Source organism: Streptomyces sp. NBC_01260, from assembly GCF_036226405.1.
In the GTDB taxonomy this organism is placed as follows: Bacteria; Actinomycetota; Actinomycetes; order Streptomycetales; family Streptomycetaceae; genus Streptomyces; species Streptomyces laculatispora.
In genome coordinates this window covers 8,466,350-8,491,804 of the sequence record NZ_CP108464.1, presented here as the reverse complement: position 1 = coordinate 8,491,804, position 25,455 = coordinate 8,466,350, and the positions used below count along the sequence as shown (strand labels likewise).

Annotated in this window: 24 protein-coding genes; 11 read left to right on the top strand and 13 right to left on the bottom strand. The window is 71.9% G+C overall.

All coding sequences use genetic code 11. From position 1 onward, the window contains the following. Positions 1–24: 24 nt before the first annotated feature. Together OG322_RS37870 and OG322_RS37865 are read right to left on the bottom strand one after the other, a co-directional pair. Positions 25–888, bottom strand: a complete 864-nt coding sequence (locus tag OG322_RS37870) for an ABC transporter permease (protein WP_123466427.1) — start codon at positions 886–888, stop codon at positions 25–27. Next, positions 878–1,693 carry an ABC transporter ATP-binding protein gene (locus OG322_RS37865; RefSeq protein WP_123465316.1) on the bottom strand — a complete coding sequence of 272 codons (816 nt, stop codon included), beginning with the start codon at positions 1,691–1,693 and terminating at the stop codon, positions 878–880. Before OG322_RS37865 ends, OG322_RS37870 begins: the two co-directional genes overlap by 11 nt. A 218-nt stretch (positions 1,694–1,911) precedes the next feature. Here OG322_RS37865 and OG322_RS37860 point away from each other — a divergent pair, with 218 nt between their 5' ends. From OG322_RS37860 to OG322_RS37850, 3 genes are all read left to right on the top strand, one after another. Further along, entirely contained in the window at positions 1,912–3,510 is a 1,599-nt protein-coding gene (locus OG322_RS37860) for a sensor histidine kinase (protein WP_329307560.1), read from the top strand. After that, positions 3,507–4,205 (top strand): response regulator, encoded by a 699-nt coding sequence (locus OG322_RS37855; RefSeq protein WP_124285894.1) that lies wholly within the window; start codon positions 3,507–3,509, stop codon positions 4,203–4,205. The genes OG322_RS37860 and OG322_RS37855 overlap by 4 nt, the downstream gene beginning before the upstream one ends. A gap of 130 nt (positions 4,206–4,335) precedes the next feature. Continuing rightward, positions 4,336–4,698, top strand: coding sequence for a DUF779 domain-containing protein (locus tag OG322_RS37850; protein ID WP_123465309.1), 363 nt, complete (start codon positions 4,336–4,338; stop codon positions 4,696–4,698). Positions 4,699–4,784: 86 nt separating this feature from the next. Here OG322_RS37850 and OG322_RS37845 read toward each other — a convergent pair whose 3' ends face one another. After that, complete coding sequence (locus tag OG322_RS37845) at positions 4,785–5,543, bottom strand: hypothetical protein (RefSeq protein WP_123465307.1); 759 nt, start codon at positions 5,541–5,543, stop codon at positions 4,785–4,787. Between the two features lie 251 nt (positions 5,544–5,794). On the opposite strand from OG322_RS37845, the gene OG322_RS37840 reads away from it, so the two are divergent. Further along, a complete protein-coding gene (locus OG322_RS37840) occupies positions 5,795–6,556 on the top strand; it encodes an SDR family NAD(P)-dependent oxidoreductase (protein ID WP_123465305.1) in 762 nt (253 codons plus the stop codon). Between the two features lie 26 nt (positions 6,557–6,582). Then, positions 6,583–6,984, top strand: coding sequence for a MerR family transcriptional regulator (locus tag OG322_RS37835; RefSeq protein ID WP_206432465.1), 402 nt, complete (start codon positions 6,583–6,585; stop codon positions 6,982–6,984). Here the strand turns inward: OG322_RS37835 and OG322_RS37830 are convergent. The 6 genes from OG322_RS37830 to OG322_RS37805 form a co-directional block, all read right to left on the bottom strand. Then, on the bottom strand, positions 6,974–7,168 hold the full coding sequence (locus OG322_RS37830) for a hypothetical protein (RefSeq protein WP_123465301.1): 195 nt from the start codon (positions 7,166–7,168) through the stop codon (positions 6,974–6,976). The two genes, OG322_RS37835 and OG322_RS37830, sit on opposite strands and share 11 nt — an antisense overlap. A gap of 156 nt (positions 7,169–7,324) precedes the next feature. Further along, positions 7,325–8,215, bottom strand: a complete 891-nt coding sequence (locus OG322_RS37825) for a phosphatidylinositol-specific phospholipase C/glycerophosphodiester phosphodiesterase family protein (protein ID WP_123465299.1) — start codon at positions 8,213–8,215, stop codon at positions 7,325–7,327. Positions 8,216–8,444: 229 nt separating this feature from the next. Beyond that, the gene (locus OG322_RS37820; protein WP_329307559.1) at positions 8,445–9,563 is read right to left on the bottom strand and encodes an acyl-CoA dehydrogenase family protein; all 1,119 of its coding nucleotides are present in this window, start codon (positions 9,561–9,563) and stop codon (positions 8,445–8,447) included. Beyond that, positions 9,560–10,747 carry an acyl-CoA dehydrogenase family protein gene (locus tag OG322_RS37815; RefSeq protein ID WP_123465295.1) on the bottom strand — a complete coding sequence of 396 codons (1,188 nt, stop codon included), beginning with the start codon at positions 10,745–10,747 and terminating at the stop codon, positions 9,560–9,562. Before OG322_RS37815 ends, OG322_RS37820 begins: the two co-directional genes overlap by 4 nt. Next, positions 10,744–11,712: an NADPH:quinone oxidoreductase family protein gene (locus OG322_RS37810; RefSeq protein ID WP_123465293.1), complete on the bottom strand. Its 969-nt coding sequence runs from the start codon at positions 11,710–11,712 to the stop codon at positions 10,744–10,746. The genes OG322_RS37815 and OG322_RS37810 overlap by 4 nt, the downstream gene beginning before the upstream one ends. A 175-nt stretch (positions 11,713–11,887) precedes the next feature. Further along, a complete protein-coding gene (locus OG322_RS37805; RefSeq protein WP_123465291.1) occupies positions 11,888–14,566 on the bottom strand; it encodes a beta-N-acetylglucosaminidase domain-containing protein in 2,679 nt (892 codons plus the stop codon). 145 nt (positions 14,567–14,711) lie between these two features. Between OG322_RS37805 and OG322_RS37800 the strand changes: the two genes are divergently transcribed. Beyond that, complete coding sequence (locus tag OG322_RS37800) at positions 14,712–15,674, top strand: SDR family oxidoreductase (RefSeq protein WP_123465289.1); 963 nt, start codon at positions 14,712–14,714, stop codon at positions 15,672–15,674. 1 nt (position 15,675) lies between these two features. Here the strand turns inward: OG322_RS37800 and OG322_RS37795 are convergent, their stop codons facing one another. Both OG322_RS37795 and OG322_RS37790 read right to left on the bottom strand, forming a co-directional pair. Beyond that, the gene (locus OG322_RS37795) at positions 15,676–16,536 is read right to left on the bottom strand and encodes an enoyl-CoA hydratase/isomerase family protein (RefSeq protein ID WP_241200332.1); all 861 of its coding nucleotides are present in this window, start codon (positions 16,534–16,536) and stop codon (positions 15,676–15,678) included. Between the two features lie 66 nt (positions 16,537–16,602). Further along, a complete protein-coding gene (locus tag OG322_RS37790; RefSeq protein ID WP_123465285.1) occupies positions 16,603–17,334 on the bottom strand; it encodes a PIG-L deacetylase family protein in 732 nt (243 codons plus the stop codon). Between the two features lie 137 nt (positions 17,335–17,471). Here OG322_RS37790 and argG point away from each other — a divergent pair, with 137 nt between their 5' ends. Together argG and OG322_RS37780 are read left to right on the top strand one after the other, a co-directional pair. After that, positions 17,472–18,923, top strand: a complete 1,452-nt coding sequence (argG, locus tag OG322_RS37785) for an argininosuccinate synthase (RefSeq protein ID WP_124285890.1) — start codon at positions 17,472–17,474, stop codon at positions 18,921–18,923. Between the two features lie 182 nt (positions 18,924–19,105). Continuing rightward, positions 19,106–19,678 carry a rhodanese-like domain-containing protein gene (locus OG322_RS37780; RefSeq protein WP_124285889.1) on the top strand — a complete coding sequence of 191 codons (573 nt, stop codon included), beginning with the start codon at positions 19,106–19,108 and terminating at the stop codon, positions 19,676–19,678. Positions 19,679–19,703: 25 nt separating this feature from the next. On the opposite strand, the gene OG322_RS37775 is transcribed toward OG322_RS37780, so the two are convergent. After that, positions 19,704–20,999, bottom strand: a complete 1,296-nt coding sequence (locus OG322_RS37775) for an alpha/beta fold hydrolase (RefSeq protein ID WP_123465279.1) — start codon at positions 20,997–20,999, stop codon at positions 19,704–19,706. Between the two features lie 105 nt (positions 21,000–21,104). Here OG322_RS37775 and OG322_RS37770 point away from each other — a divergent pair, with 105 nt between their 5' ends. Next, positions 21,105–22,268, top strand: a complete 1,164-nt coding sequence (locus tag OG322_RS37770; RefSeq protein ID WP_123465277.1) for an ABC transporter ATP-binding protein — start codon at positions 21,105–21,107, stop codon at positions 22,266–22,268. Positions 22,269–22,315: 47 nt separating this feature from the next. Here the strand turns inward: OG322_RS37770 and OG322_RS37765 are convergent, their stop codons facing one another. After that, complete coding sequence (locus OG322_RS37765; RefSeq protein ID WP_123465275.1) at positions 22,316–23,464, bottom strand: serine hydrolase domain-containing protein; 1,149 nt, start codon at positions 23,462–23,464, stop codon at positions 22,316–22,318. Positions 23,465–23,634: 170 nt separating this feature from the next. Between OG322_RS37765 and OG322_RS37760 the strand changes: the two genes are divergently transcribed. Beyond that, the gene (locus tag OG322_RS37760) at positions 23,635–24,522 is read left to right on the top strand and encodes a Gfo/Idh/MocA family protein (RefSeq protein ID WP_124285888.1); all 888 of its coding nucleotides are present in this window, start codon (positions 23,635–23,637) and stop codon (positions 24,520–24,522) included. After that, a complete protein-coding gene (locus tag OG322_RS37755) occupies positions 24,519–25,448 on the top strand; it encodes a PmoA family protein (RefSeq protein ID WP_124285887.1) in 930 nt (309 codons plus the stop codon). Before OG322_RS37760 ends, OG322_RS37755 begins: the two co-directional genes overlap by 4 nt. Positions 25,449–25,455 lie beyond the last annotated feature (7 nt).

Genomic DNA, 25,455 nt, shown 5'->3' with positions numbered 1-25,455 from the left:
GAAGGAGGGAGGGGAGGCGCGGGCTCAGCGCGCGGTGTCGGCCTCGGCCGGCTTCCAGCGGAAGAGCTTCTTCTCCAGGAAGGTGAGCAGCCCCTCGGCGAGCAGGGCGACGACCGCGAGGATGACCATGGCTGCGTAGACGCCCGCCGCGTTGAAGGTGCCCTGCGAGGCGGCGACCAGCAGACCGAGTCCCTTGGTGGCGCCGATGTACTCACCGACGATGGCGCCGATCAGCGCGAAGCCGAAGCTGACATGCAGGCTGGTGAAGATCCACGAAGTGGCCGAGGGAATGACCACCTGAAGGGTCACCTGCCGGTTGCTGGCGCCCAGGATGCGGGAGTTGGCGACGAGGTTGCGGTCGACCTCCCTGGCGCCCTGGAAGGCGTTGAAGAAGACGGGGAAGAACACCAGGACGACCGCGGAGGCGACCTTCGACGCCGGGCCGAGGCCGAACCAGATCAGGAAGATCGGGGCGAGCACGATGCGCGGCAGGGCGTTGAGGACCTTGATGTACGGGCCGAGCACGTCGGCGGCGAAGCGGACACGGCCCAGTGCGATGCCGAGCAGTACACCGGCGATCACGCCGATGACCCAGCCCAGCAGCGCCTCGTAGAGCGTGTACCAGATCTGCTCCCACAGGGAGCCCTGGGCGGTGCCGTCGGTCACCCAGGTCCGGATCTGGTCCCAGATCTTCGACGGCATGGAGAAGTTGAACGGATCGATGACGGCCGTCCTGGCCAGCCACTCCCACAGCCCGACGACGGCGACGAGCACGGCGATCCGGCTGGCCAGCACCAGCATCCTGCGGTTGCGGGCGGCCCGCGCCCTGGCCTCGGTCCGCCGGGTCCCGCTCACGGCGACATCCATGGTGACGGTCTCAGGCGGCATCGGCCGCACCCCTCTCGCGGGTGATGCGGACCTCTTCGCCGAGCGAGGACCAGATCTCACGGTAGATCTCCAGGAACCGGGGCTCCAGCCGCACCTGTTCGACCTTGCGCGGACGCGGCAGGCCGATCTCGAAGACCTCCTTGACCGTGGCCGGTCCCGCGGTCATCACGACCACCTTGTCGGCCAGCGCGATGGACTCCTCCAGGTCGTGGGTGACGAAGACGACGGAGGCTCCGGTGCCGGCCCACAGCTCCAGCAGCTCGTCGGACATCAGGGCCCGGGTCTGTACGTCGAGAGCCGAGAACGGCTCGTCCATCAGCAGGATCTCCGGGTCGTTGACGAACGTCGCCGCGAGCGCGACCCGCTTGCGCTGGCCCCCGGAGAGCTGGTGCGGATAGCGGTCCTCGAAGGAGGACAGGCCGACCCTGTCGAGCCAGGCCCGCGCACGTTCCTTCGCCTCCGCCTTCGGCACGCCCCGGAAGCGGGGGCCGGCCATGACGTTGGACAGGACGGTCCGCCAGGGGAAGACCGCGTCCTGCTGGAAGACGAAGCCGACCTTGTCGCCGATGCCGCTCACCGGCTCGCCGGAGACGAGGACCTCACCCTCGGTGGGCTCCTCCAGTCCGCTGATCAGGGTCAGGGTGGTCGACTTGCCGCATCCGGTCGGGCCGACGACGGCGACGAACTCTCCCCTGCCGATCGTCAGATCCAGATCCCGTACGGCGGTGTGGAGCGCCCCCGACGGAGTCCGGAACGCTTTGCTCGCCCCCCGCAGCTCGATGGCGGGGCTCGTTTCGCTGTTCATGGGGCGGGACGCTAGGGGCGGTCCGGCCGCGGCGGGAGCCTTGCGCTCACAACTCCGGGTTCTGCCCGTTACCCGCGGTTGTGCTCATTGTGCTCACGCCCGTACAACGAAGCGGAGACGAGGGGTAGGCAGCGAGGTCAGCGGCGTTTACCTTGCGTTTACACCGAAGGGATCGGAGAACCGGATTCGAGGACCGCGGGAGAGCAGAGGACACGGACATGCGGATTCACTGGCCCCGCCGTGTCTTCGCCCAGGTCCTGCTCACCCAGGTGGTCATCACGACGGGAGTCGTCATGCTCGTCACCGGGCTCTTCCTGGCCCCGCTCAGCCACGAGCTGGATGACCAGGCGATGCGCCGGGCCCTGTCCATCGCCCAGACCACCGCCGCCGAACCCGGCCTGGTGGACAAACTGCTGAGCACCCGGCCCAGCCCGTCCGGGCCCGTGCAGGCCGAGGCGGAGCGGATCCGGCTGGCCACCGGAGCGCTGTACATCGTGGTGATGGACACCCGGGGAGTGCGCTGGTCGCACACCGAGACCGACCGGATCAGCGAGCGCGTCTCGACCGATCCGAGCACGGCCCTGGCCGGCCGCGAGGTCATGCAGATCGACATCGGCACCCTGGGACGCTCGGCCCGGGCGAAGGTCCCGCTGCGCGACCGGACCGGGACCGTGGTCGGGGCCGTCTCCGTGGGCATCGCGTACAAGAGCGTCCGGCAGGGGCTGCTCAGCACCATTCCGGTGCTCCTGCAGTACGCGGGAGCCGCACTGGCCGCCGGGGTGCTGGCGGCGCTCGCCGTCTCCCGCCGCGTCCAGCGCAACACCCATGGTCTGGCCTTCGCGGACATCTCCGCGCTCCTGGACGAGCGTGAGGCGATGCTGCACAGCATCCGGGAGGCGGTGCTCGCGCTCGACTCCCGCGGGAGGATCCGGTTGCTCAACGACGAGGCGCAGCGGCTGCTGGAGCTGACCCCGGACGCCGTCGGCCGCCCGCTGGGCGAGATGCTGCCGCCGGGGCGTACGGCGGAGGTGCTGGCGGGCCGGGTGGACGGCGCCGATCTGCTCACCGTCTCCCGGGGGCGGGTTCTGATCGCCAACCGGATGCCCACCGGCGACGGCGGGGCCGTCGTGACGCTGCGCGACCGCACCGAACTCGAACTGCTCGGCCGCGAGCTGGACTCCACGCACGGACTGCTCGACGCGCTCCGCGCCCAGGACCACGAGCACGCCAACCGGCTGCACACCCTGCTGGGTCTGCTGGAGCTCGGCAGGCACGAGGCGGCGGTGGAGTTCGTCACCGAGGTGGCCGACGGGCACCGGGCCTCGGCCGAGCAGGTCGCCGAGCGCGTGAACGATCGGCTGCTGTCGGCCCTGCTGGTGGGCAAATCCGCCGTCGCCGCCGAACGCGGCGCGTCCTTGCTGGTGTCCCCCGCCACCCGGCTGCCCGACGTCGTGGTGGACCCGCGCGATCTGGTGACCGTGCTGGGCAATCTCATCGACAACGCCCTGGACGTCGCCACGCTGGTCGAGGTGGAGCTGCTCGCCGAGGGCACCACCGCCGTCCTGCGGGTCAGCGACAACGGCCCCGGAGTGCCCGTCGCCATGCGGGAGCAGATCTTCGCCGAGGGCTGGTCCACCAAGGAGTCCCCGGCCCACCGGGAGCGCGGGCTCGGACTGGCGCTGGTGCGCCGCCTCGCCGAGCGCTACGGCGGCGCGGCCCGGGTCACGGCCCGGGCCGGCGGCGGCGCCGTCTTCACCGTCGTTCTGCCGGAGGCGCTCACCGTCCGGCAGCTGACCGAAGTGGGAGAGCCGCAGTGATAGATGTTCTGGTGGTGGACGACGACTTCCGGGTGGCGGAGATCAACGCGGCGTACGTGGCCAAGGTGCCGGGGTTCCGCGTCGTCTCCCGCGCCCACACGGCGGCGCAGGCGCTGTCCGTACTCGAACGCGAGCATATCGATCTGATCCTGCTCGATCACTATCTGCCGGACCGGACGGGCCTCACTCTGGTACGTCAGCTGCACCAGCTCGGCCATCCGGCCGACGTGATCATGGTGACGGCCGCCCGTGATGTGGTGACCGTACGGACCGCGATGCGGTACGGCGCTCTGCAGTACCTGGTCAAGCCGTTCAGTTTCGGCGGTCTGCGTTCCAAGCTGGAGAGCTACGCGACGCTGCGCCGCACCCTGGAAGGTGTGGAGAGCCGCCGCGGCGAAGCCGGTCAGGAGCAGGTCGACCAGATCTTCGGGGCACTGCGCACCTCGGAGGCCGTTTCGGCGGCCGGACTCCCGAAGGGGCACTCGGCACCCACCACCGATGTCATCCGCCAGGTCCTGTCGGCGGCCGGTGAGCCGTTGTCCGCGCACGAGGTCGCCGCCCGGGCCGGCCTGAGCCGCTCGACCGCCCACCGGTACCTCAAGTACCTGGAGGGGGCGGGCCGGATCAGCCTCAGTCTCAAGTACGGGGACACCGGCCGCCCGGAACACCGCTACGCCTGGGCGGCGGCGGGCTGAGGGCGGTCCCCGTCCGCGCAACCCCGCTGCAACGTACGGCCGGGTTGTATGAGGGCCGCGCACGAACCACGTTCCCCGCAGTGCGCCCGGAGAGAGGCCGATACGTGAACCGACCCGAGGTACCGCAGCCATGAGCTCCGCGGACGCGCCGCCGGTGGAGCTCACACCCGCAGCCGCCGATCTGCTGCGGCGACTGCGCGAGCTGCACGGTCCGTTGATGTTCCACCAGTCGGGCGGCTGCTGCGACGGCAGTGCGCCCATGTGCTACCAGGACGGTGAGTTCCGTACCGGCGGCTCCGATGTGCTGCTCGCCTCCCTGGAGGTCGGCGGGGTGGCGGAGAGCATTCCGTTCTGGATGTCGAGGAGCCAGTTCGAGGTGTGGGCGCACACTCGGCTGATCGTCGACGTGGTGGAGGGCCGGGGCAGCGGCTTCTCGCTGGAGGCCCCGGAGGGGGTGCGGTTCCTGATCCGCTCACGGCTGGTGGGCGGCTGATCAGGCGCCGGTCACCAGCGGTCCCGGGGCCGGTAGGTGCCGCGCACCGACACGGTGGTGTTGACCACGCCCGGGTACGCCGTGTGTCAGGCCTCGCCCCGCCGTGATCCTGCGGCCCTGCGCCGCGCACCGGTCCGGCGGTCGAGCAGCTCGCGCCGGATCTCGGCGGCCGTGCTCCTGGCCCGGTCCGAGGTCGCCCTGCGGTCCGTCTGGGCGGGCACGAACCGGTGCAGCGCGTGCCCGCACCGCGGGCACGCGGTGTCGGTGTGGAGCAGCCGGCCGTCCTCGCACTGCGGGTCGTCGCAGAGCGTCGCGCGCAGCAGATGTCCGGCGATCTCCAGGGGCGGCCAGCGGCGCCGGCCGTCCTCGTCCTTCTCCTGGAGGGTGTGGGCCCAGCGGGCGTTCCACCGGCGCTCGACCCGGTCCAGGAGCTGATCCGCGCTGCGCCGACCCAGCTCCCGGTGGATCAACTCGACGAGTTCGGTCGGATAACGGCCGCCGAACTCCCTCATCAGGGGCTGCGGAAGCGCGTGCAGGAGATAGCCGACCGGATCCGCCCCGGCCCGCTGCCACTTCCGGCACTGGCAGTCGCCGTCCGCCGACAGCGGTGTGCGGCACCGGGTGCACAGGCCGCGGCAGTCGCCGCACAGTCCGTGGTCGAGCCCGTCCAGATGCCGGGCGGGCGCCCGGCCGCACTCCCGGCAACAGGAGGCACACAGACCGCAGAGCCGTTCGAAGCCGACGGCCGTCGTCCAGGGCCGCTGCTGGCAGCGGCAGCAGCGGCTGCTGTTGCAGTGCTCATGGTGCACGGCGCCCGGTTCGCGTCCAAGTGAGGGCAATGACATGGCTGCGTTCTCCGGGTCCCGGCTCGGTGCGGCGCCCGGCAGCCGTTGCCGTGCCGGACGGGGCCACGGTACGCGCTGTCCCGCACCCCACCGAACCGTTTCATGCCTGAATGCCCAGGGTCGGTGAATGGCTGCACGATGCAACCGGATGACCGGAATGATCACGTTCTCGTGCGGGCCGCGACCGTCCGTGCGCGATTCCGCGCCGCTGCTTGACCTTACCGCTGGCGGCAGGGTTGAACGATGGGCCCATGAACAGCAGCTCAGCTTCTTCCGACAGCCGCGTCGTCGCCATCACCGGAGCCGGCACCGGCATAGGCCGCGCCACCGCCCACGCCTTCGCCGCCGAGGGGGCCACCGTACTCGTCATCGGGCGGCGCCCCGGACCGCTCGACGAAACCGCCGCCGGGCACGAGCGGATCGTGCCGCTGGTGGCCGACATCACCGGCCCCGGTGAACCCGAGCGGATCATCCGCACCGCGCGGGAGACGTACGGGCGGCTCGATGTACTGGTCAACAACGCCGCCGTGGTCCGCAGCGGCGCGCTCGGCACCATGACCACCGAGATGATCGAGCCGCAGATCGCCACCAACCTGGTCGCGCCCCTCCTGCTCTCCCAGGCCGCACTGCCCCTGCTGGAGGCCTCCGGCGGCGTCATCGTGAATATCAGTACCTCGATCGGGCAGCGGGGGTGGCCCCATGGATCCGTCTACGCGGCGACCAAGATGGCCATGGAGCTGTTCACCCGCACCTGGGCGGTCGAGCTCGCGCCGCGCGGCATCCGCGTCGTGGCGGTCGCACCCGGCGCGATCGGGACCCCGATCGGAAAGCACCAGGGGCTGACGCCCGAGCAGTTGGCGGCGCTCCGGGAATGGCAGTTGGCGCACACCCCCATGCGCCGGCGCGGCACACCCGCGGAAGTCGCCCGCTCGATCACGTATCTCGCCTCGCCCGACGCCTCGTTCATCACCGGTGCGGTTCTCCCGGTCGACGGTGGTGCGGTGGTCGCGTGATAAGAGTGAACGGGGAGGTGGTGGGGGTGCTGATCGGTGAACTGGCCGGGGCCACCGGCACGACCGCGCGTGCGCTGCGCCACTACGAGCAGGCCGGGCTGATCACTTCGCGGCGGGCAGCCAATGGCTACCGCGTGTACGAGGCGCGAACGACTGTCCGGGTCCGCAATATCCGTCATCTGCTGGCCGCCGGGCTCACGTTGGATGACGTGCGGGCTTTCCTGCCCTGTCTGGACGGCGACGTCGCCGCGGCCCCGCCCTCCCCTCGCGGGCTGCGGATCGCCCGCAAGCGGCTGGCGGTCCTCGAAGCACGGATCGCCGCCCAGACACAGGCGCGGGACCGGCTGGCCGCGGCGCTTCGGGCGCTGTCCGGTGACCCGGCCCCGCCGGGCGGGAGCCGGCGGACCGGTGACGAGATCAGGGCCTGATACTGCTCACGACATCGGCGGTGGCCGTGATGCCCTCCTGAATGGTGGGCGCCATGCTCGTCCCCGCGAGAAAGAACCCCAGCAGGCCGCAGACCAGCGCGTGTGAGATCTTCAGTCCGCAGTTGCGGAGGAAGGTCACCGCCAGGATCAGCAGAAGCAGCACCAGTGAGATCGAAATGGCCATGGCCAACCTCCTCCGCCGCGCCTGAATTGCGGCATTCGGCCGCCAGTTTGGCGCAGCGGAGGAGCCATCCGGCGCACTGGCGTGTCCGCCAAACGGGTACGGACGCACGGTCGCCGACAGGTCGGAGCGGCCCCGGTCAGCCAGTCGTACCGGGGCTCACTCCCGCTCGTCCCGGTCGTGGTGGCGCAGGAAGCGGGCGAGCCCCGCCAGATCGTCCGTGTTGAGGTGATCCACCCCGGCGGCCAGCAGCTCGGCCCAGACCGCATCACGCTCGGGACCCGGCACATCGGGGGTGGCCCAGAAGCGCACGCGCTGCCCCCGGCGATGGGCGGCGGCGGTGAGGGAGCGCAGCGTGTCCCGCTCGGCAGGCGGGCACGGACCGGCGCCCTGCCAGCCGAAGGTCTCGGTCCAACTGCTGCTGATGAGGGGGATGAACGAGGCCGTCGCCGCGGTGCCGAGGTCGTCGAGCCGGCCGTCGTAGAAGGCGTACCGGGAGCCCTGCGCCTCCATCGGCGCGCGGGCCGCCCGGTCACCGGAGACGACCGGCGTGACGGCTCCGGGCCGGACCCGGCCGTGGTGGAAGGCGGTGAGCATCTGCCGGTGGCGCCGGAGTTGACGGTCGAGCTCCTGGTAGGCCGCTGCCCCGTCCGTCTTGATGTCGATCAGCAGCTGTACGGGGGTGCGGTCACCGGGGAACACGGTTCCGTGGTTGGCCCGGACCCTGGCGAGGAGCGGTTCGAGGTAGAGCGCGGACAGCGTGCGGGCCGGATCGAGGTCGGTCGCCTCGTGGGCGACGAGCAGTTCCCCGTCAACGAGGAAGATGTCCGCCTCGACGCTGGTGAAGCCGTGCCCGAGCGCGTCGTGGAGCGGGCGCGGGTGGAGGTAGTCGTTGTGCGCGTGGGCGCGGCGCAGCGGCCGCGGGCCCCGGACCGGCCGGGCCGCCGCGGGGGTTTCGGCCGCGGTGGCGGTCCGCAGGGGCAGGAGGGTGCCTGCGGCCGCGGTGGCCAGGGCGGTGGTGACAGCGCGGCGGCGGGTGGGGAACGCCATGGATTCTCCCGGTTGCGAGGGCGTGCCGGACGAGCGGACGCGACCGAGTATGGAGCCGACGGCAACCAACTTGCCTTTGCTTGAGGAGAGTTGTCTCGTTCGCCGCCCGCTCTTCGGCTGCCGTTCCGCCCGTTGTCCGCCACGGCTCCGCCGGTGCACGGCCCCGGGGCGGGAGCTTGTATCAATGTGCTCCCGCCCCGGGACCGTGCCCCACCACCGGCCGGCAGTGTTACGGCGCGGGCAGTTCCATCAGCTCCGCGACGGTCTCGCGGTGGCGTCCCGCCGAGCCGTACGCGATCGAGTCGGCCTTGGCGCGCTTCAGGTACAGGTGCGCGGGGTGCTCCCAGGTCATCCCGATGCCGCCGTGGAGCTGGACACACTCCTCCGCCGCGTGGACGGCGACCCTGGAGCAGTACGCCTGCGCGACGGCAACCGCCAGCGGCGTTTCGGGGCTGCCGGTGGCCAGCGCGTCCGCGGCGTTGCGCGCGGCCGCCCGCGCCGAGACGACCTCCAGCCAGAGGTGCGCCATCCGGTGCTTGAGCGACTGGAACGAGCCGACCGGGCGGTTGAACTGGTGACGCTCACGGGTGTACCGGACCGTCTCGGTCAGGCACCACTCGGCGAGCCCGAGCTGTTCGGAGGCGAGGAGTCCGGCTCCGGCCAGCAGCCCTCTGCGGACCGCCGCCCGGGCGGTCCCGGCATCCGCGAGGCGGGTTCCGCTGGCGCCGGTCAGGGTGACGGTGGCGAGCGGGCGGGTCAGGTCGAGCGCGATGAGCGGCTCGACGACGACGCCTGCGGTGCCCGCTTCGACGGCGTACAGGCCGTCGGTGGTGGGCACCAGCAGGACATCGGCGGCGACCGCGTCGGCGACCGGGCCGAGCGTGCCGTCGAGGGCGGCGGTCACGGCGACTGTGTCCGGCCCGGCGGCGGAGAACGGTACGGCGAGCACGGCGACCTTGCGGCCCGTGGCCAGTTCGGTGAGGAGTTCGGCCGCCGGCCCGTCCTGGGTGCCGAGCGCCAGCAGCGTCTCGGTGGCGACGACGGAGCTGGTCAGGTACGGCGCCGGGACCACGCTGCGTCCGAGCTCCTCGATGACCACCGCGGCCTCGCGGTGGCCGGCCCCCTGCCCGCCGAGCTTCTCGGGCACCAGGAGTCCGGCGGCGCCGATGCCGGTGGCGAGGGCCTTCCAGAGCTGTGGGTCGTACGGCGCGTCGGACTCGGTGCGGGCGATCACCTCCGGCACGTCGCACCGGTCGTCGAGGAGCGAGCGGACGGCGGCCCGCAGGTCCTCCTCGGCCTGCGAGTACAGCAGGTCGGGCGGCTGGCTCTCTTCGGTCCGTGCGGTCATCGGGACAGGTCCTTCCAGGCGACGTCCTTGTCGTTGCGCGGCTCGACGGGCAGGCCGAGCACGCGTTCGGCGACGATGTTGAGCAGTACCTCGCTCGTGCCGCCCTCGATGGAGTTGCCCTTCGAGCGGAGGTAGCGGTAGCCGGCGTCACGTCCGGTGAAGTCGACGAGCTCCGGCCGGCGCATCGTCCAGTCGCTGTACAACAGCCCCTCGTCGCCCAGAAGTTCGACTTCGAGGCCGCTGATCTCCTGGTTGAGCCGGGCGAAGGCGAGCTTCATCCCGGAGCCCTCGGGGCCCGGCTGTCCGGCGACGAGCTGCTGGCGCAGGCGCGCCCCGGTGAGCCGGGCGACCTCGGCCTCCACCCAGAGGGTGAGCAGACGCTGGTGCAGATCGCGGGTGCGCAGTTCGGGGCGTTCGCGCCAGGTCCGGGCGACCGGGCCGATCATGCCGCCCTCGCGGGGGATACGGGCTCCGCCGATGGAGACGCGCTCGTTCATGAGCGTCGTCTGCGCGACCTTCCAGCCCTCGCCGACCGGGCCGAGCCGGTGGCTGTCAGGGATGCGCACCCCGGTGAGGAAGACCTCGTTGAACTCGGCCTCGCCGGTGATCTGGCGCAGCGGGCGCACCTCGACACCGGGGTCGGTCATGTCGCAGACGAAGTAGCTGATGCCGCGGTGCTTGGGCACGTCGGGGTCAGTGCGGGCGATGAGGATCGCCCAGCGGGCCACATGGGCGCTGGACGTCCACACCTTCTGCCCGTCGACCACCCAGTCCTCGCCGTCGCGGACGGCGCGGGTGCCGAGGGCGGCCAGGTCGGATCCGGCGCCCGGTTCGCTGAAGAGCTGGCACCACACCTCCTCGCCGACCCACAGCGGGCGCAGGAAGCGGCGCTTCTGCTCGTCGGTTCCGTAGGCCAGGACGGTGGGGGCGGCCATGCCGAGACCGATGCCGATGCGGCGCGGATCGTTGTCGGGCGCGTCCGCCGCGGCGAGTTCTGCGTCGACGACGGGCTGCAGGGAGCGCGGCGCGTCGAGGCCGCCGAGTCCGGCCGGGTAGTGCACCCAGGCGAGTCCGGCGTCGAAGCGCGCCTTGAGGAAGTCGGTGCGGCCGGTGGTGGCCGGGGGGTGGGCGGCGAGCAGTTCCCGGGTGAGACGGCGCAGTCCGGCCGCGTCGGGGGCGGTCATCGGGTGGCCCCCGAGGGCAGGACGACGATGCGGCCGGTGCTGGTGCCGTCGGCCACGCGCTGGACGGCGGCCGCCGCCCCGTCCATCGCGACGCGCTCGCTGATCAGCGGCTTGATGACGCCCTCGGCGGCGAGCCGGGTCAGCTCCTCGTGACAGTCGCGGACTGCCTGCGGGTCCTTCGTGTTGTACAGGCCCCAGTGAAGTCCGAGGACCGAGTAGTTCTTCACCAGGGCGTGGTTGAGGCCCGGGGCGGGGATGACGCCGCTGGCGAAGCCGACGACGATCACCCGGCCCTCGAAGGCGATGCACTTCACGGACTTGGCGTACGCGTCGCCGCCGACCGGGTCGTAGACGACGTCGGCGCCACGCCCGCCGGTTGCCTCCTTGACGGCCGCGACGATGTCCTCGGTATGCCGGTCGATGACCAGGTCGCAGCCGAGCGCGGTGGCGGTCTTGGCCTTCTCCGCGCCGCCGACCACACCGATGACGGTCGCGCCGGCGGCCTTGCCGAGCTGGACGGCGGCGCTGCCGACACCGCCGGCCGCCGCGTGGACGAGCAACGTCTCACCGGCCCGCAGGTGCGCCCGCCGGTGCAGTCCGAACCAGCCGGTCTGGTAGCCGATGTGCAGGGCGGCGGCCTCGGCATCGTCCAGGGCGTCCGGGGCGGGCAGCAGGGACGCCTCGTCCGCGACGACGTAGTGGGCGAATCCGCCGTCCGGCAGGGCGGGGGTGGCGAGCACCCGGCGCCCGTCCGCGGTCCTGCCGCAGATCTCCACGCCGGGCGTGAACGGCAGCGGGGGCCGCACCTGGTACTGGCCGCGGCAGAGCAGCGCATCGGGGAAGTTGATGTTCGCCGCGAGCACCTCGATGAGCACCTGCCCGTCGCCGGGCGTGGGCCGGTCCGTTTCCTCCAGCCGCATCACCTCGCTCGGCTCGCCGTTCCGGTGCACTCGCCATGCCTGCATGAGGGGCCTCCACAACACTGTCGGCATTACCACTGCTCCGGCGCATACTAAGCGGTCGCTTGCTCCTCTGGGAACAACCTGCGGGTGACCGTTTCGGCCGGAACGTGACCTGGCTGTGCGCCCGGCCCCGCCCGCGGAGGTGCGGGGGCGCCGGGCGCACGGCGGGAGGTACCCGCTACTTCCCCACCACCACCTCCGCGATCTGCGGCGCCGCGGCTCCCTCGCGCCAGGCCAGCCTCACCGCGTCGGCGGTCCGGCCGTGCGCGTCGACGTCGGTGTACGACCCGCCGAGCCTGCCGACGGTCCGCCAGTCGCCGTCCGCGTTCCGCAGCTGGATGTCCGCGGCGCCCTTGGCGCCGGCCGGCCGCAGGACCGTGACCGAGCCGACCGCCCGCGCCGCGCCGAGCCCCACCTCAAGGAACTCGCCGGCCTGCGGGCCGCGCGCGGCGCGGTAGACCGTGCCCGGGTCCCCGTCGGCCGCCGAGCTCAGCGCGGATCCGGTGGCCGCGGGCGGATTGCCCGTGACCGCGCCGTCCGTGGTCGCGACGTGGAACTCACGGACGACGACCCAGCTGGTCTGGCCCGCGGTCGCCCGCGCCCGTACATAGCGGGCCTTCGTACCGGCGGGCGCGGTCGTGGTGACGTCCGGCTTGCCGGAGAAGGCGGTGAGCTGCTGCCAGTTCTTGCCGTCGGCCGAGTGCTCCAGCACCCCCTCGTGGAGGTAGTCGTCGGTGCTGCCGGGCTTGCCCATGGCGAGCGTGATGTCACCGATGTCCCTGGACTCGCCCAGGTCGACGGTGAGCTGGTCGTCCGCGGCGGGCGCGCCGTCGCTCCAGAAGTACGTGGAGTCGTCGCCGTCGAGCATCCGGGCTGCGGTGTTGTCCTGGTAGGTGCCGAGGTTCGTCGACGCGGTGGGCCGGCCGCTCACGCCGAGGATCCGGTCGTGCTCGGCGGTGGCCGCCTCGACGAACGCGTCCAGCATCCCGTCACCGACGTGGACCGGCACCTTGCGGCCGTCGAGGCCGGTGTACACGAAGGACTTGGCCCGCTCGACCTGGGCGGGCAGCTGCTGCCGGAGCTCCCAGGCCCGCGCACCGTTTCCCGCGCGGGCCGCGTCGACCATCCGCAGGGCGGTGCGGGACGCGGTCGCCCAGGACTCGGTGGCGTCCAGCCAGGGCCCGGAGTCCTCGATGAAGCCGCGGTCCGGAAGGCCTGCGCGCAGCCGTGCGGGGGCCGCGCCGAGGTTTCCGAGCACGGAGGTGAGCCGCTTCGAGTCGCCGGACTTCCAGTAGCGAGCGAACTCCGCCGCCAGTTCGGGTGCCTTGTCGGTGTTGAGCGCGGAGCTGTAGTTGACGTCGGCGAAGGCGCGCAGTGCCTGCTCGGTGCGGGCGTCGCCACCCGCGTACTCCTTGAGTCCCCTGCCCCACGAGGTGCGCGGGTCGTACGCGGCGTCGTTCCAGGAGTAGTCCGCGACGGTGTACAGCGAGAGCTTCGAGGCGTACGGCTGGATCATCGGGTTGGCGGTGATCCCGGCGAGCCTGCCCGGCAGCCCCTTCTCGCGCCCGTTGAACGGGCCGAGCAGCAGCCGGTCGGTCGCGTAGTCGTTCACCGGGTAGTTGTCCCAGGTCAGGATCGGGTGCCCGAACACCTTGCGGGCAGCGTCGGCCTGAGCCACCGTCATGGTCGGTGCGACGACTCCCACGCCGGTCCATTCGACGAGCACATCCGGGTCGAGCTGCTCGGAGAGGGCCGTCTTGTACGCCGATTCGCTGACGTTGTAGTACTCGGTGGGGACCATCTGGAGCGGCTGAGCGCCGGGGTGGGTGGCGATGAACTCCTTGTTGACCCGGTTCAGCAGGTATGCCTGCGCGGCTCCCGCCGCACCGCCGCCGGTCCCCCACTTCGCCTTGTCGGCGTCGCAGTTCCAGTCGGTGTAGCTGATGTCGTCCAGCGGCACCGCGAAGGTCCGTACCCCGATGTCCCAGATCGTCTGGAACTTGTCGACGAGAGCCTTGGCGTCCTCGTCCGAGCTGTAACAGACCGACAGCCCGGGAGAGAGCGCGTAGGTGAACTCGACGTGCCGCCGGACCGCCCGGTCGGTGAGGTCCTTGATCTGCGCCAGCTGGTCGGCGGGGTAGGCGTCGCGCCACTTCTCGCGGAGGTAGGCGTCGTCCTTGGGCGAGTAGACGTAGATGTTCATCTTGTGCTCGCCGTAGTAGTCCAGCTGGTCCAGGCGGGCCTTGTGCGACCAGGGGGTGCCGTAGAAGCCCTCGATGACGCCGCGCAGGGCGGTGCCCGGCCAGTCGCGAACCGCGAGTCCGCCCACCCGGGCACCCGGCTGCTTCTGGTGCGGCAGGACCTGGCGCAGGCTCTGCGCGGCGTAGTAGGTGCCGGTGGTGTCCTTGCCCGCGAGAACGATGCGGTCGGCGCCGATGCCGAGGACGTATCCGTCGGCGGGCAGCGCGGAGGGCCCTTCGAGCTTCTGGGCGGCGAGCGCACCGGTATCGCCCACATGGACGGTGAGCCCGCTCGCGGACGCCCGGGTGCTCCGGACGACGCGCCGCGCACCGGCCTGTTCGAGGGCCTTCTCCACGACGGCGAGCGCGGACTCGTCGGCCGTTTCGCCGGCCACCATGGTGACGGTGGGGGTGATGGTGATCCGGTCGGACCGGCTCTTCACGGACTGCGGGGTCGGGGTGATGGCCGGGGTCCCGGGGCCGTCCTGGGCCTTCGCCGGGGTGCCGGTCCCGGTGGTGCCGGCCGCCTGTGCGGACGGCCCGGCGGTCAGCAGGCCGCCGACGAGCAGGGTCGCCGCCGCGGCGAGTGCGGTGAGGCGGGGTGGGCGAGGCGTCACAGATCCTCCATTGATCACTCAAGTCATCAGAGTCGCGCAACACAACTGCACCGAATTCAACATCCTGGCGCTTACATGTCAATGGTCTGGACAACATCACTGCGTGGACCTGGAGTTCTTCCTTCGGAAGCGGTACTTATGCGCCATGACAGAGATCATGCGCACCCCCGGACTCGCCGCTCCACCGCCGCTGGGTGCGAGCGCGTTGCCACCCGGCACGTACGACGGCAGCGTGGTGCTGGTGACCGGCGGCGGCTCGGGGCTCGGCAAGGCGATCGCGGCCGAGTTCGCCCGGCTGGGCGCGGATCTGGTGCTCGTCGGCCGGAACGCCGAACGGCTGGCCGCGGCCCGGGAGGAACTCGCTCCCCTGACCCGCGGCCGGGTCATGATCGCGCCGGGCGACATCCGCGACCCCGACCGGATCACCGAGGTGTTCGACGCGGCCGAGGCCGAACTGGGGCCGCCGGACGTGCTGGTCAACAATGCGGCGGCCAACTTCCCCTCCCCCGCAGAGGACTTGTCGCCGAACGCCTGGCGGGCAGTGCTCGACATCACGCTGACCGGCACCTGGTTCATGACCCGGGAGTTCGGGCGGCGCCATCTCGCGGCCGGAACGGCTGGGTCCATCGTCAGCGTCGGGGCTTCGTACGCCTGGACCGGCGGCCCCGGCTACGCCCACTCGGCCGCCGCGAAGGCCGGGGTCAAGAACCTGGTCGAGACCCTTGCCGTGGAGTGGGGCCCGTACGGAATCCGGATCAACGGGCTGGTGCCGGGGCTGATGCCGCACGAGGACATGACCGCCGACATCCGCGGCCACCTGGACCGGGCCGGGGAGGCGGACCCGGAGCACGGCACACGACAGCCGGCGCTACGGGTGGGGCTGCCGCGCGAACTGGGCTGGGCGGCGACGTTCCTCGCCTCGCCGTACGCCGGATTCATCACCGGCCATTCGCTCGTGGTCGACGGCGCTAACTGGCAGCGGCGCTCCCTGGTCACCCCGCCCGTGGTGCCGGTGCGCGAGCAGCTGGGCCGAGGCCCGTTCGCGCCGCCCGGCCCCGGCGGGCGGCAAGTCGGCCGCCCTCGAAGCGCGGCGGACGGCGGGCGGTGAGTCAGCGGCCCTCGAAGCGCGGTGGACGGCGGGCGGCCTTGGCCGCATAGCCCTCGGCGCAGTCCTGCGAGGTGAGGGTGAGCGCCGCCGCCAGCGCCGTCCGGTCGAGCGCGTCCGCCATCCCGGCATCCGCGAAGGCGTCGACCGAACGCTTGATGTGGCGTACGGCCAAGGGGGCGTTGGCCGCCACGGCGTCGGCCACGGACCGCGCGGTGCGCTCCAGTTCACCGGGCGGCGTGACGCCCTGGAGCAGCCCGATCCGCTCGGCCGTCGCCGCGTCGATCCGGCGGCCGGTGAGCGCGAGGTACTTCGCCCAGCCCGCCCCGGCCTCGCGGGCGATCCGCATGTCGCCGCCCGCATCGACAGCGACCCCGATACCGGCCTCCGGCAGTGCGAACACGGCATCGTCGGCGGCGATCCGGATATCGGCCATCAGTGCCAGTTCGAAGCCGAAGCCCAGGCAGTAGCCCTGGACCGCGGCGACCACCGGCTGCGGAAGCCCGGCGAACGCGGCGAAGCGTTCGTGGACCCAGCGGATGCCCTCGTAGTAGCGATGGGTGCGCTCAGCGGGGGAACGCCCGGTGATGTCGCCACCTGGCGCGGTGACGTCGATCCCGGCACAGAAGGCCCGGCCCTCGCCGCGCAGCAGAACGGCCCGGACCGAGTCGTCGAAACGGATCCGGTCCGCCATGATGCCGAGCTGCCTGCTGGACTCCCAGCTCCAGCCGTTGAGCCGGTCGGGCCGGCAGAGGGTCAGCACACCCACACCGTCCTCGATCCGCAGCGTGATCCGCTCCTCGCCGTGCGCGATGTCGCGATCGAGGATGTCGAGCACGGCCGCCTCCTCCTCTAACTGACGCAACGTCAGAATGCTTTGCGCAGAACAGAGTACGGCGGCTCGCCCGGAGGCGGCCAGAGCCCGTCCGACTCAGCGCGCGAAGAGCTCGAAGGTGATGGCGGGCCGGCCGCCGAACCGCTCGGCCGAGGCCTCGGCGTTGCCGGTGAGGAAGGCGCGGCAGTACTCCTCGGGGTCCTGGTCCGTGAGCACCTCGATGTATGTGCGGTGGGCGAGCAGCGACCGCACCGAGCGCTCCAGCCCGGCCGTCGCGTCGACGGCGTGCGTAGGCGTGGCCGATCCGGCGACGGCCACCCAGCGCACCCCGTTCCACGGTTCGAGCCCCTGCCCGGTCAGCTCCGGGAAGATCCAGCGGTTGCCCGCGTCGGCCGCCGCGTCCAGGGTCGCGCGGCCCACCGCACGGTGGTCGGGGGTGTTCCAGGCGACCCCGCCCCAGGTGTCGCGGTGATTGAGCGTCACGATCAGCTCGGGCCGGTACCTGCGGACGGCCGCCGCGATGTCGCGGCGCAGGTCCATGCCGTACTCGATCACCCCGTCGCGATGATCCAGGAACTCCACTCCCAAGGCCCCGACGACCGCCGCGCTCGCGCGCTGCTCCCGCTCGCGCAGCGGTGCGCACTCCTCCGGTTCGAGGGTGTCGATGCCGGCCTCGCCCCGGGTGGCCAGCACATAGGTGACCTCGCGCCCGGCGTCGGTCCACACGGCGACGGCCGCCGCGCAGCCGTACTCCAGATCGTCGGGATGAGCGACGACGGCGAGTGCGCGCTGCCAGTCCTCGGGCATGGATTCCAGCTGCACCGTCATATCGGCAGGCTAACCGGACCTGGCGGACCCGGCCCGCTGTCGCACGACCCGGCACCGAGCCCACTCCCCCGGACCCACGGCGGCGCGCCCACAAGCGCAACTTTGCATGATCATGCGTAATAGCGCATACTCTTCCCATGTCTAAGGTTCTTACCTCCCTGCCCGCCGGCGAGCGCGTCGGCATCGCCTTCTCCGGCGGCCTCGACACCTCCGTCGCCGTCGCCTGGATGCGCGACAAGGGTGCCGTCCCGTGCACCTACACCGCCGACATCGGCCAGTACGACGAGCCCGACATCGCGTCGGTGCCCGGCCGCGCGTCGGCCTACGGCGCCGAGATCGCGCGCCTGGTCGACTGCCGCGCGGCGCTGGTCGAGGAGGGCCTGGCGGCGCTCACGTGCGGCGCGTTCCATATCCGCTCGGGCGGGCGCGCCTACTTCAACACCACGCCGCTCGGCCGCGCCGTCACCGGCACCCTGCTGGTCCGGGCGATGCTCGAGGACAACGTACAGATCTGGGGCGACGGCTCCACGTTCAAGGGCAACGACATCGAGCGGTTCTACCGCTACGGCCTGCTCGCCAACCCGCACCTGCGGATCTACAAGCCGTGGCTCGACGCGGACTTCGTCTCCGAGCTGGGTGGCCGCAAGGAGATGTCGGAGTGGCTGCTCGCCCACGACCTCCCCTACCGCGACAGCACCGAGAAGGCCTACTCCACCGACGCCAACATCTGGGGCGCCACCCACGAGGCCAAGACCCTGGAGCACCTCGACACCGGCGTCGAGACCGTCGACCCGATCATGGGCGTGCGGTTCTGGGACCCCGAGGTCGAGATCGCCACCGAGGACGTGACGATCGGCTTCGACCAGGGCCGCCCTGTGACGATCAACGGCAAGGAGTTCGGCTCCGCGGTCGACCTGGTGATGGAGGCGAACGCCATCGGCGGCCGCCATGGCATGGGCATGTCGGACCAGATCGAGAACCGGGTGATCGAGGCCAAGAGCCGCGGCATCTACGAGGCCCCGGCCCTGGCCCTGCTGCACGCCGCGTACGAACGTCTGGTCAACGCGATCCACAACGAGGACACCGTCGCGCAGTACCACAACGAGGGCCGGCGCCTGGGCCGTCTCATGTACGAGGGCCGCTGGCTCGACCCGCAGGCACTGATGATCCGGGAGTCGCTCCAGCGCTGGGTGGGCGCGGCGGTCACCGGAGAAGTCACGTTGCGACTGCGGCGCGGCGAGGACTACTCGCTCATGAACACCTCCGGTCCGGCGTTCAGCTACCACCCGGACAAGCTGTCCATGGAGCGCACCGAGAACTCCGCGTTCGGCCCGGTGGACCGGATCGGCCAGCTCACCATGCGCAACCTCGACATCGCCGACTCCCGCGCCAAGCTGGAGCAGTACGCCGATCTCGGCATCGTCGGCAACACGCACGCGACGCTCATCGGGGCCGCCCAGGCAGCCTCGACGGGGCTGATCGGCGCGATGCCGCAGGGCGGCGCCGAGATCATCGCCTCCCGCGACCGGGCCGAGGGCGACGACGACCAGATGCTGGACCGCGCCGCCATGGAGTTCGGCACCGACTGATTGGGGCCTGTACGGGTCCGTCCGCCGGGCCGGGGTGCTTCGCCGGCCCCCGGCCGGGCGGACCACGGCCCGCCGGGCTTCGTACGCCGCGGCTTCGGATACCCCGACGGGTACCCTGGCCTGTCCGGGGCAGGAGAGACCGAGAACCCGCCCCGCTCGGTGAACGAAAGGAAACACTGCTCGTGACCAGCCCCGTATCCCTCTCACCAGCCCAGGCCGCGGCCCGTCTCACGGAGTTCACCGTCATCGATGTGCGGGCCCCGGGCGAGTACGCCTCCGGGCACGTTCCCGGCGCCCTGAACATCCCGCTCGACCGCCTTTCCGAGGCGGTGGCGGCCCTCAAGTCCGCCTCGGCTCGCGGCTCCCTGCTCGTGGTCTGCGCCTCCGGCGTCCGCTCCACCCGGGCCTGCGACATCCTCTCGGCCGCCGACATCGACGCCGCCACGCTGACCGGCGGCACCTCAGCCTGGGAGGGCGAGGGCCGCGGCCTGGACCGTCCCGCCGGCGCCCGGGACACCTGGCCGCTGGAGCGGCAGGTGCGGCTCGCCGCCGGTTCGCTGGTGGTGGCCGGCCTGCTGGCGGGGGTCCGGTACCCGGCCGCACGCTGGCTGTCCGCCGGTATCGGTTCCGGTCTCGTGTTCTCCGCGGTGACCGACACCCGCGGCATCGCGGCGGTCCTGTCCAGGCTCCCCTACAACCGTGACCCGCGTGCGGCGGCGAGCCTGAACGCGACGCTGGACGCCCTCCAGGGCTGACCCCGGCCGGCCCTGGAGGAACGGCTCAGACCTCGTCGCGGACCAGGGCGAGCAGCCGGTCCAGGACCCTCGGGCCGCCGGCGCGCAGCCCGTCGTGCTCGTACTCGTCGGTCACCCAGGTGCGCAATCCGCGGATCGAGGCGGCGGTACGCAACGCGTGGGCCGTGTCCACGTACATGTCGTCGTGGTAGACGGCGGCGGCCACCGGTACGTCGTTGGCGGCCAGGCGCTCGGTGTCGTACAGCGGCGCCCAGTCGCCGCGGGTGGCGAGCAGTTCGGCCGTCTCGCGCAGCGGGCGCAGCGCCGGGTCCACGTCGAAGTGCCAGGGGTGGATGCTCTCGCCGGTGAAGAGGACCGGGCCGTCGCCCTGGAGCGCCGTCGCCGCGTCGAACTGCGGGAACTCGGCACGGACCCGCTCGGCCGCCCAGCCGGTGGGACGCTCGCCCTGGCCGTAGATGGCCTCGTGCAGCAGCGCGTACAGCGGATGTCCGGCAAACGAGGCGGCCGTGCGCATGGCCTCCTGGAACGTGTCGGAGAGCTCGGTGCCGTGCGGGGTGCGGACGAAGGCGTTCTCCAGCAGGTAGTGCAGCTGGTGGCTGCCGCTGCCGCCACCGAGCAGGATGCCCAGCGACTGGAACCCCTCGGGCGTCAGCCGGTGTCCGGCGCTCTCCGGGCGGTGCTCCGCGAGGTGTGCGGTGATTGCGCGGGCACGCTCGACATCCTGCGGGTAGCGGGCGTAGTGCGCGGCGACCTTCCGCTCGATCCTCGGGTACGCGGCCCGGTAGACGTCGTCCGCGTGGGCGTCGAGCGAGGGCAGACCGCCGGTGATCAGGACGGTGCTGAGCCCTTCCGGCGCGGCGGAGAGGTAGCGGACGGCGCAGAAGCCGCCGAAGGACTGGCCGAGGACCGTCCAGGGCGCGCCGCCGGTCAGCTGCGGCCGGATCAGTTCGCAGTCCCGCACGATGCTGTCGGACCGGAAGTGCGCGAGGTAGTCGGCCTGCTCCCGCGGACCGCCGCGCAGCGGCAGCGTCTGCCGGTTGGCCGGGGTGGACAGTCCGGTGCCGCGCTGGTCCAGGAGCAGCACCCGGAACTCCTGCACCGCGCGGCCCAGCCAGGCCTCCGCGCCGGTGAAACGCCGGGCGCCGAAGCCGGGTCCGCCCTCCAGGTACAGCAGCCACGGCAGCTCTTCGGCGGTCCTGGAGCCTGCCACCACCTCCCGGCCGAAGATCTCGATCTGCTCACCGCCGGGGTCGGTGTGATCGAGCGGTACGGTGAAGTGACGGTCGGTGAGGACGAGGCCGGGCTGACGGTAGCTGTTCAAGGGTGCTCCTGAATCCGATGTTTCCCGGACAGTTCAGCACACCTGTGTGACCCGGACAGTCCCGGCCCGTGTGCGGCGGGTCCGGCCGCCTCCTAACGTGCAGTCATGATCCGGTTCGAGCAGGTCGGCAAGGTCTATCCGAACGGTACGACGGCAGTCCACGAACTGTCCTTCGAGGTCGCCGAGGGAGAGCTCGTCACCCTGGTCGGCCCGTCCGGCTGCGGCAAGACCACCACGATGATGATGGTCAACCGGCTGATCGAGCCGACCTCCGGACGGATCCTGGTCGACGGCAAGGACATCTCGACGGTCGACCCGGTGAAGCTACGCCGCGGGATCGGCTACGTCATCCAGCAGGTCGGGCTGTTCCCGCACCGGACGGTCCTCGACAACACCGCCACGGTCCCGGCGCTGGTCGGCTGGAAGCGGTCCAGGGCGCGGGAGCGCGCGGCCGAACTGCTGGATCTGGTCGGCCTCGATCCGGCGACGTACGGCTCCAGGTACCCCGCCCAGCTCTCCGGCGGCCAGCGCCAGCGGGTCGGCGTGGCACGGGCCCTGGCCGCCGATCCACCGGTGCTGCTGATGGACGAACCGTTCGGCGCGGTGGACCCGGTGGTGCGGGAGCGGCTGCAGAACGAGTTCCTGAGCCTGCAGGCCACGGTCAGGAAGACGGTCCTGATGGTCACCCATGACATCGAGGAGGCGGTACGGATGGGTGACCGGATCGCGGTGTACGGGGAGGGGCGCATCGAGCAGTTCGACAGCCCGGGGGCGGTGCTCGGGGCCCCGGCGACCCCGTACGTGGCGCGGTTCGTCGGTGCCGACCGGGGGCTCAAGCGGCTGTCGGTCACCACGATCGAACCGGAGGACCTGGAGGAGCCACCGGTGGCCCGGCTGGACGAGCCCGCCCGGATGGCGGCGGCCCGGCTCGGCGCCGCGGGATCGCGGTGGGCGGTCGTCCTGAACGGTGCCGGCGAGCTGCACGGCTGGGTGGCGGCGGATGCGCTGCGGATCGCCGGGGAGCACGGCACGGTGGGTGAACTCGCCCGCCGGATGGACGCGTGGGTGCCGGTCGGCGCCCCGTTGAAGAAGGCGTTCAGCGAGATGCTCCAGCACGACGCCGGCTGGGTGGCGGTGCTGGACGGGGCACGGTTCCTCGGGGTGCTGACCCCGGCGAAGCTCCACGAGGCCCTGCGCCGGTCGGTGGACGCGGACGCGCAGGGAGTCGGGCGCGACGAGGTGGAGTTCGACTCGGTGGCGGACGCCTGACGGGTACCGGCGCCCACCATCGCACCTCGGAGTACGGGGTTCGTGGTTCAGACGCTCGCGGCGTGCCGCCAGAAGTCCCGCATCAGCACGGGCGGGGTGGGGCCGGCCATCGCCACCTGGCTGAGCATGATGGCGACCGTACCGGTGGCCGGGATGATGTGCGCCGTCGTGCCGGTGCCGCCGACCCAGCCGTAGCGCCCCGGAACGTTCCAGGGATCGAGCGTCTCGACGTCGACCGAGCCGCCGAACCCCCAGCCCTGCCCTTCGGTGAACAGTCCGCTGGCCGCGCGCTGCGCGGGTGTCAGGTGATCGGTCGTCATCCGCCGCACCGATTCGGGCGTCAGCAGGCTGCGGCTGCCCACGGCCCCGCCGTCGAGCAGCATCCGGGCGAAGGCGTACCAGTCGTCCACCGTCGAGACGAGTCCGCCGGCACCGGACGGGAATTCCGGCATGCTGCTCCACTGCCCGTCCGGGGCGTCCACCAGTTCCAGGGCCCCCTCCGTACCGGCACGGTAGTAGCCGGTGAACCGGTCGAGCCGGTCCGCCGGCGCCGCGAATCCGGTGTCGGTCATACCGAGCGGCTCGAACAGCCGCTCCGCCATGAACTCCGCCAACGACTGCCCCGAAACCCTCGCGATCAGCACACCCAGGATGTCGGAGCAGGTGTTGTACAGCCACGCCTCCCCCGGCTGGTGGAGCATCGGCACCCGGGCCAGGGCCGCCATCCACGCGTCCGGGGCGGCGACGGCCTGCGGCTCCGGCGGACCCTGGTTCAATTCGCTGAACAGGGGCGCGACAGCGGGCAGCGAGAAGTCTGACGGGAATCCGTACCCGGCGCGGAAGGTGAGCAGGTCGAACACGGTGATCGCCCGGACGGCCGGCACCACGTCGTTGACCGGGCCGTCCGGGGTGCGTACCACCTTCGGTGACGCCAGTTCGGGCAGCCACCGCGCGACCGGGTCGGCCGGGGCGATCCGGCCGTCCTCGATCAGCATCATGGCCGCCGCCGCGGTGAGCGGCTTGGTGATCGAAGCGAGCCGGAAGAGGGAGTCCCGGGCCATCGGAGCGCTGCCGTCCGTGAAGGCGGAGCCGACCGCCTCCACCTCGATGTGTGCGCCGCGGGCCACCAGGCCCACCGCTCCGGGCACCGATCCGTGACGGACGTGCGTTTCGAGTACTTCGCGCAGGGTGCTCATCGCTCCGCCTTCTCAGCTGTCGGGGTCAACAGGATGACTCCACCGCAGGTGGGAACTCATCGGACCGCGCCGACCACGGTCCGGATCTCTTGACCGGACCCCGGCGCAAAGCCTAGGTTTCCGCTGGGAGAAAGCGCTTGCTATCCGGTGGGCGCCCCCTCACCGCGGAGGTGTTTGTCACGCCCAGCCAGGCTTCCCCCAGCACGCCGGTCCGGGTCGCGATCGTCGGCACGGGCGCGATCGCACGCGGCAGTCATCTGCCCGCGCTGCGTGCGCTGGCCGCCGAACAGCCGCTGGAGATCGTCGCGGCGGTGGATGTCGACGCCGCTTCCGCCGAGGCGTTCTGCGCCGACGCCGGCACCGGACGTCCGTACACCGATCTGGATCTGATGCTCGCCGAGCAACGCCCCGGCCTGGTCACGCTCGGTACGCCGCCCCGCTTCCACCGCGACCAGACCATCGCCGCGCTGCGGGCGGGCGCCTGGGTGTGGTGCGAGAAGCCGCCCTGCCCCTCGCTGGAGGACTTCGACGCGATCGAGGCGGCGGAGGGGCCGGAGCACGGCGGTCCGTACGCCGCGATCGTCGAGACGGAGGACGTCTCCACCGCGCTGGTCCGCTTCGAGAACGGCACGATGGCCACGATCGTCAACAGTGTGCTCAGTCCCGACGAGGTCAGCCGGATCCGGATCGACTGCGAGCGGGCCACGGTCGAGCTCACCCATCTGTACGGCCACCGCAACGCGGACTGGCGGATCACCCCCGCCCCCGGGGTCTCCCCCGAACTCGCTTCCGCCTGGCAGGACTTCGGCGCCGACGTACCCAGTTCGCACGAGGCGCAGCTGCGTGGTCTGCTCGCCGACCTGCGCGCCGGGCGCCGGCCGCGCAGCAGCGGCGCCGACGGCCGTACCAGCCTTGAGCTGGTCGCCGCGCTGTACAAGGCCGCCTTCACCGGGAAGACCGTCCGGGCCGGCGAGATCGGCCCCGGCGATCCGTACTACAGCGCCCTGCACGGCGATGCCCCCGGCTGGGCGCCCGAACCGGCGGAGGCGGGCGCGTGACCGGGAGGCTGGACCTGGTGCACCGGCACGGCGACCACATCGCCGTCTCGGTGGCGGGCAGCGGGGTGGAGCTCCTGCGGTACGTGTACCGGCCCGAGGCGGCCTGGGAGGCCCCGAAGCCGTACATCCACCCGCTGCGCACCCTGTCGGACCGGGTGGTGACCGACTACCGGCCCAACGACCACCGCTGGCACAAGGGCCTGCAGCTGACCGCCTCGCAGCTGTCGGGGCAGAACCTGTGGGGCGGCAACACCTATGTGCGGGGCGGGGGTTATCAGCCGCTGCCCGAGCGGGTGGGTTCCATGGCGCACCGCGGCTTCGACGAGTTGGCGCTGCGGGCGGACGGCGTCGTGGTCGCGGAGCGGCTGAGCTGGCACCCGTACAGCGGTGAGCTGTGGGCGGACGAACTGCGCAGGGTCGAGGTGCACGACGTCGATCCGCTGGACGGCAGCTGGGTGCTGACGTGGTCGTCCGCCGTCACCAACCGCCGGGACGAACCCCTGCGGTTCGGCAGCCCGACCACGCAGGGCCGGCCCGACGCGGGCTACACCGGGCTGTTCTGGCGCGGCCCGCGCGCCTTCCGTGACGGCCGCATCCTCACCCCGGACGGCGAGGGGCCCGACGTGATGGGGCGGCAGGCGCCGTGGCTGGCGTTCAGCGGCGAGCACGACGGCGCGGACGGACACGCGACGCTCGTCTTCGCGCACGCCCCGGAGAACGACCACGCGGGCGCGGACGGAGGGCACCCCGCGCACTGGTTCGTCCGCAACGACCCGTTCGCCGCGGTCGCACCGTCCTTCGCGTTCCACGACGAGCTCGTCCTGGAACCGGGTGCCACGCTGACCCGGCGCTACCGGGTGGTGGTCGCGGACGGCGCGTGGGACCGGGAGCGGATCTCGGCCCGGCTCTCGGAGCTGCCCTGGTGACCCGGCG

Coding starts and splice junctions, on each gene's coding strand:
- OG322_RS37870 (WP_123466427.1), bottom strand. CDS start 888: ATGCCGCCTGAGACCGTCACCATGGATGTCGCCGTGAGCGGGACCCGG.
- OG322_RS37865 (WP_123465316.1), bottom strand. CDS start 1,693: ATGAACAGCGAAACGAGCCCCGCCATCGAGCTGCGGGGGGCGAGCAAA.
- OG322_RS37860 (WP_329307560.1), top strand. CDS start 1,912: ATGCGGATTCACTGGCCCCGCCGTGTCTTCGCCCAGGTCCTGCTCACC.
- OG322_RS37850 (WP_123465309.1), top strand. CDS start 4,336: ATGAGCTCCGCGGACGCGCCGCCGGTGGAGCTCACACCCGCAGCCGCC.
- OG322_RS37845 (WP_123465307.1), bottom strand. CDS start 5,543: ATGTCATTGCCCTCACTTGGACGCGAACCGGGCGCCGTGCACCATGAG.
- OG322_RS37840 (WP_123465305.1), top strand. CDS start 5,795: ATGAACAGCAGCTCAGCTTCTTCCGACAGCCGCGTCGTCGCCATCACC.
- OG322_RS37830 (WP_123465301.1), bottom strand. CDS start 7,168: ATGGCCATTTCGATCTCACTGGTGCTGCTTCTGCTGATCCTGGCGGTG.
- OG322_RS37825 (WP_123465299.1), bottom strand. CDS start 8,215: ATGGCGTTCCCCACCCGCCGCCGCGCTGTCACCACCGCCCTGGCCACC.
- OG322_RS37820 (WP_329307559.1), bottom strand. CDS start 9,563: ATGACCGCACGGACCGAAGAGAGCCAGCCGCCCGACCTGCTGTACTCG.
- OG322_RS37815 (WP_123465295.1), bottom strand. CDS start 10,747: ATGACCGCCCCCGACGCGGCCGGACTGCGCCGTCTCACCCGGGAACTG.
- OG322_RS37810 (WP_123465293.1), bottom strand. CDS start 11,712: ATGCAGGCATGGCGAGTGCACCGGAACGGCGAGCCGAGCGAGGTGATG.
- OG322_RS37800 (WP_123465289.1), top strand. CDS start 14,712: ATGACAGAGATCATGCGCACCCCCGGACTCGCCGCTCCACCGCCGCTG.
- OG322_RS37790 (WP_123465285.1), bottom strand. CDS start 17,334: ATGACGGTGCAGCTGGAATCCATGCCCGAGGACTGGCAGCGCGCACTC.
- argG (WP_124285890.1), top strand. CDS start 17,472: ATGTCTAAGGTTCTTACCTCCCTGCCCGCCGGCGAGCGCGTCGGCATC.
- OG322_RS37770 (WP_123465277.1), top strand. CDS start 21,105: ATGATCCGGTTCGAGCAGGTCGGCAAGGTCTATCCGAACGGTACGACG.
- OG322_RS37765 (WP_123465275.1), bottom strand. CDS start 23,464: ATGAGCACCCTGCGCGAAGTACTCGAAACGCACGTCCGTCACGGATCG.